Source organism: Streptomyces sparsus (assembly GCF_054776295.1).
Window position 1 is genome coordinate 1 of the sequence record NZ_BAAHCA010000342.1, and the last position, 4812, is coordinate 4812.

General features: G+C 73.3%; 4 protein-coding genes and 1 pseudogene. 1 reads left to right on the forward strand and 4 read right to left on the reverse strand.

From position 1 onward, the window contains the following. Positions 1–272 (forward strand): annotated as a pseudogene (locus ACYVE9_RS15915) (hypothetical protein); the annotation flags it as partial. Between the two features lie 107 nt (positions 273–379). Here the strand turns inward: ACYVE9_RS15915 and ACYVE9_RS15920 are convergent. The 4 genes from ACYVE9_RS15920 to ACYVE9_RS15935 all read right to left on the reverse strand — a co-directional run bounded on the left by ACYVE9_RS15920 (position 380) and on the right by ACYVE9_RS15935 (position 4560). Beyond that, positions 380–994: a class F sortase gene (locus tag ACYVE9_RS15920; protein WP_461028511.1), complete on the reverse strand. Its 615-nt coding sequence runs from the start codon at positions 992–994 to the stop codon at positions 380–382. A gap of 77 nt (positions 995–1071) precedes the next feature. Then, positions 1072–1692 (reverse strand): LPXTG cell wall anchor domain-containing protein, encoded by a 621-nt coding sequence (locus ACYVE9_RS15925; protein ID WP_461028512.1) that lies wholly within the window; start codon positions 1690–1692, stop codon positions 1072–1074. Between the two features lie 274 nt (positions 1693–1966). Next, on the reverse strand, positions 1967–3622 hold the full coding sequence (locus tag ACYVE9_RS15930) for an ABC transporter permease (RefSeq protein ID WP_461028513.1): 1656 nt from the start codon (positions 3620–3622) through the stop codon (positions 1967–1969). Beyond that, positions 3619–4560, reverse strand: a complete 942-nt coding sequence (locus ACYVE9_RS15935) for an ABC transporter ATP-binding protein (protein WP_461028514.1) — start codon at positions 4558–4560, stop codon at positions 3619–3621. The genes ACYVE9_RS15930 and ACYVE9_RS15935 overlap by 4 nt, the downstream gene beginning before the upstream one ends. Positions 4561–4812 lie beyond the last annotated feature (252 nt).

Consider the following 4812-nt stretch of genomic DNA (forward strand, 5'->3'; position numbering starts at 1 on the left):
GCCCCCGCACCGCCCCCGCCGACCGGGCGCCTGGTTCAGGCGGGACGGGCAGAAGTCAGACGGGCGCGGGTGCAGGGGACGAGGCGGTGACCGGTGGGCCCCGGCCCGGCGGGCCCGCGTCCTGGCCGCGCACGGTGGTCGTCGTACTGGCGGTGATCGCGCTGCTGGCGTCGCTGTTCGCCGTCCTGACCCTGCTGGTGGGCCGTTCCACCCCGGAGGGCCCGAACGTGCCGCTGCCGCCGTCCGCCCCGCCCGCCGATCCGCCCACCTGACCGGCGCACGTCCCCGCGTCCCGCCGGCGGCGGGCCCGGTACGCGGCACGTCCCGGCCGTTGGCTGCCCGGCCGGGACGTGTCTGCCGGACGCTGCCGGCGGCTATGTCACTTTCTGATGCTTGCGAAGGCGACGATATTCGCGTCATACCCCTCTTCCTTGCTCCAGCTGCCACCGCAGGTGATGAGCCGCAACTGCGGTGTCCTGGTCGGGCCGTAGACCCGCTCGTTGGGAAAGTTGTCCTTCTGGTACTGCTCGACCGAGTCGACGGTGAAGACGACCGTGCTGTGGTCGTCCCGCTCGATCCGGATCTCGGCGCCGGGCTCCAGCGAACCCACCCCGGCGAAGGCGGCGGGTCCGTCGTCGGTGTCGAGGTGTCCGATGAACAGAGCCGGCCCCTGCTCTCCGGGGGACGGCCCGCCCTGGTACCAGGCGACCCGGTCGGCGTCCTGCTTGGGCGGCACCGGCGGGGTGCCGTCCTCCTCCGCGTCGGCGGGGAAGACCTCGATCTCCGAGTTCAGCTGCGGGATGAGCAGCCTCTTCGGTTCGGAGCGCGGCATCACCTCGGGGTCGGGCAGCGGCGGCAGGGTGTCCACCGCTTCCGGCCGGGAGACCCCCGCCGCCACCTGGGTGCTGTCGTTCATCCGGGCCCCGCCCTCGTCCCGTCCGGCGTTCGCCGGGACGACGGCGCAGAGCGCCGCAGCGACCACCAGTGTCGCCACCGCGGCCACACCTTCCACGCGGCGACTGCGCGCCGCGAGCCGTTGCTGTCGGGTCGTCATGGTTATCCGGGGGCGTTTCACGCCTGGTCCGCGCCCGCCCGGCGGCGCCAGACGAAGTAGCCGGCGGCGCCCGCGAGAGCCAGGCCACCCGCTGCCGCGGCGGCGGTCGTGGTGGTGGAGGAGACGCTGCTGCTCTTCTCGGTGGCGGACGCCAGGCCGCCGAGTCCGGCGTGGGCACCGCCCTGCACGCCGGTGTAGGTGAAGGTGCCGGTCATCGGCTGGTGGTTCCGGCAGTAACCGGTGACCTGGTACGTCTTGCCGTGCGTCAGCCCCTGGTGCATGACCTTGGCCGTGGCGAACGGCCGGTTGTGGTGGCCGTGGTGTCCACCGTGGTGACCGCCCGTGCTCGGGCTGGCGGTGCCGCCCGGCGTGGGGCTGCCGGAGTGGTGGCCGCCGTGGTGCCCGCCGTGGTGGCCGGTGTGGGCCTGGCTCGACTCGAACGCGTCGGAGGCGACGGTGCCGTGCCCGCCGTCCTTGCACAGCGCCCGGACCTCGACGTGCGTACCGGGTCCGCCCGAGGAGGGGGAGATCTGCAGGCCGCCGGACTGGCCGGTGTCGCCGCCGGCGAACGCCGGGCCGGCCATGCCGAACACCAGGACGGTGGACGCTGCCGCGGTGGCGAGAGTGCGCATCTTCATGAGAGGTGTGACCTCCGGTCAGAAGGAGCGCGTGCGGGAGCCGTTCTCCCGCGGGGTTCGCGCGCCTTCGACCTCATGCCAGCAGCGACCCGGGCGAGCCGCATCCGGTGTACCGCCCCCCGGGTGCAGTGTTGGACCAGTCGAGGGCGAGTTGAGGTCCCGTCACGCCACCCGCTGAGACACCGTCACCGCCGCGCGGCCGGGGCGGCACGGCGCCGACCGCCGCCCCCGTCCACCGGCGCCCGTCCGCTGCCGGCCCGTCGGCCGCCGGCGGCTACTTGCAGTCCAGGTCCCGGCGGCGGAAGCCGACGAGGCCGAGGGCGGCCAGTGCCGCCGCCAGGGCGGTGAGGACCAGCAGCGGCACCCAGTTCAGCGGCTCAGCGGGCAGCTGCGGCACGTGCCCGAAGGGCGAGAGATTGCTCATCCAGTCCGGGAACCGGAGGATCTGGCCCAGATAACCGACGAGGAAGGCGTACACCGGGACCAGCCAGACGGCGGCCGCCGCCCTCGGCAGCCAGCCGAACAGCACCAGCGCGAGCGCGCCCGTCACCCACAGCGCGGGCGCGTAGGCCAGCGCGGCGCCCGTCAGCTTCGACAGCAGCGCCATGTCACCGGTGGTGGCGGCGCCCGTCGCGCCGAAGCCGAGCCCGGCCAGCAGCAGCAGTCCGGTGCCGCCGGCCAAGGCGACCGTGAAGTGGCTGCCGACCCAACGGCTGCGGGAGAGCCCGGTGGACAGCAGCGGTTCGGCCCGTCCCGCGCTCTCCTCGGCCCTCGGCCGCAGCGCGGCCATCACGACGTGGACGGCGGCGACGACGGAGATCACCACCATCACCATCGAGGCGAAGGACTCGGCCACGGACTCCCCGCCGACCTCCTGCAACGCCTTCTCCAGCTCACTGATGTTGGCCAGCATCTCCTCGGCGTCCCCGAGGATCGACCCGTACGCCACCCCCATCACGAACAGTCCGGCGCCGAAGCCGATCAGCATGCCGCGGTGCAGCCGGAGCGCGAAGCCCAGCGGGCTGGTGAGGGCGCGCGTCGCGGTGGGCCTGCCCTGCGGGGTGGGCCGCAGGCCGGCCCCGACGTCCCGGCGGGTGCTGAGCCAGTAGGCGAGCGCGGCCGTGCCGGCGGTGAGCGCCAGCGCCAGCAGCAGCGGCCACCACCGGTTGTCCAGGTAGGGGTAGGTGCGCTGCGCCCAGCCGATCGGTGACAGCCAGGCCAGCGTGTCGCTGCCGACGTCCCCGGCGGCGCGCAGCACGTAGGCGACGCCGAGGACCGCCATCGCCATGCCGGACGCGCCCCTGCCGTAGGCGGTGATCTGCACCGTCACCGCGGCGATGCCGGCGAAGACGATGCCGACCGCGGCGTGCGCGGCGCCGTACAGCAGCGAACCGGCCCAGTCGACGCTGTCCAGGCCCAGGCCGGCCAGGCTCACGGTGAGCAGCAGGGCCAGCACGAGGTTGGTGAGGACGGCGACGCCGAGTGCGGCCGTCAGGTACGCGTGCCGTCCGACGACGGTGGAGCGGATCAGTTCGGCCCGGCCGGTCTCCTCCTCGGTGCGGGTGTGCCGGGTGACGATGAGCACGCTCATCAGTGCCGTCATGACGACGACGAAGCCGAGCATCTGGTGGCTCAGCATGGAGCCGAGCGTGTAGTCGTCGAGGTAGCGGCGGGGGCCGGACATGGCGAGGCCGGCGCCGCTGTTCATGGTGGCGGCCACCGACGCCCGGTCGGCGGCGTCCGCGTACAGGTCGCGGTAGCTGTTGGCGGTCGAGAGGGTGCCCAGGACCAGGGCGGCGAGCCACACCGGCAGCCGCACCCGGTCGCGGCGCAGGTTGAAGCGCAGCAGCGTGCCGGTGCCGGCCAGCGTGTGGGCGGAGTCGGTGCGTGCCGGCGCCGCCTTGGGGCGGGCCCCGGTGGCGGCGCTCATCGTGCGTCCCCGGTGCGGCCGTTGCCGTCGGCCTCGGCCAGTTCGTCCCCGTAGTGGCGCAGCATCAGCTCCTCCAGCGTGGGCGGGTGGCTGGTGAGGCTGCGGACGCCGGCCTCGCTCAGCCGGCGGATCACCCCGTCGAGATGGTCGCCGTCCACGGCGAACCGGACCCGGCCGGTGGTGGCGTCGGTGGTCAGGTCGTGCACGCCGGGCAGCTGGTCGAGGCCTTCGGCGGGACGCTCGGTCTCCGCCTCGACGGTGGTCCGCGTCAGGTGGCGCAGCTCGCTGAGCGTGCCGGACTGGACGATCCGGCCGAGCCGGATGATGCTCACCCGGTCGCAGAGCTTCTCCACCTGGGCCAGGATGTGGCTGGACAGCAGCACGGTCTTGCCTGCGTCCTTCGCCTGGAAGATGACGTCCTGGAAGACGACCTCCATCAGCGGGTCGAGGCCCGCGGTCGGCTCGTCGAGCAGCAGCAGCTCCGCGTCGGAGGCGAGCGCGGCGACGATGGCGACCTTCTGGCGGTTGCCCTTGGAGTAGCTGCGGCCCTTCTTCGTCGGGTCGAGCCCGAACCGTTCGATCAGTTCGTCCCGCCGCTCGCGGTGGATGCCGCCGCGGAGCTTGGCGAGCAGGTCGATGGCCTCGCCGCCGGTGAGGTTGGGCCACAGTTCGACGTCACCGGGCACGTAGGCGAGGCGCCTGTGCAGGGCCACCGCGTCGGCCCAGGGGTCACCGTCCAGCAGCCGTGCGGTGCCGGAGTCGGCGCGCAGCAGTCCGAGCAGGACCCGGATGGCGGTGGACTTGCCGGCACCGTTGGGTCCGAGAAAGCCGTGCACCTCGCCGGTGCGGACGGTCAGGTCCAGCCCGTCGAGGGCACGGGTGCGGCCGAACGTCTTGACGAGTCCGGATACGGAGATCGCCGTGGTTGCCGTGGTCATGGTGGCGAAGTTACTCTAACTTCACAAATTTGTGAAGTTAGGAAAGTGCTAAGACTCGGCACCGTGATCAACCTGGGAGGATGAAGGGGTGGCGAGAGACGAACAACCGGCCGAGACGGGCTCCGACCCCGCCTCGACCCACCCCGAGGACCAGACCGCCCGACCGGCACACCCCGGCACCCGGCCCGGCCGTGCCGACGACGCCTCCGCACCGGAGCCGGGGCCCGGGACGCCGGCGTCTCCGGCCCCGCG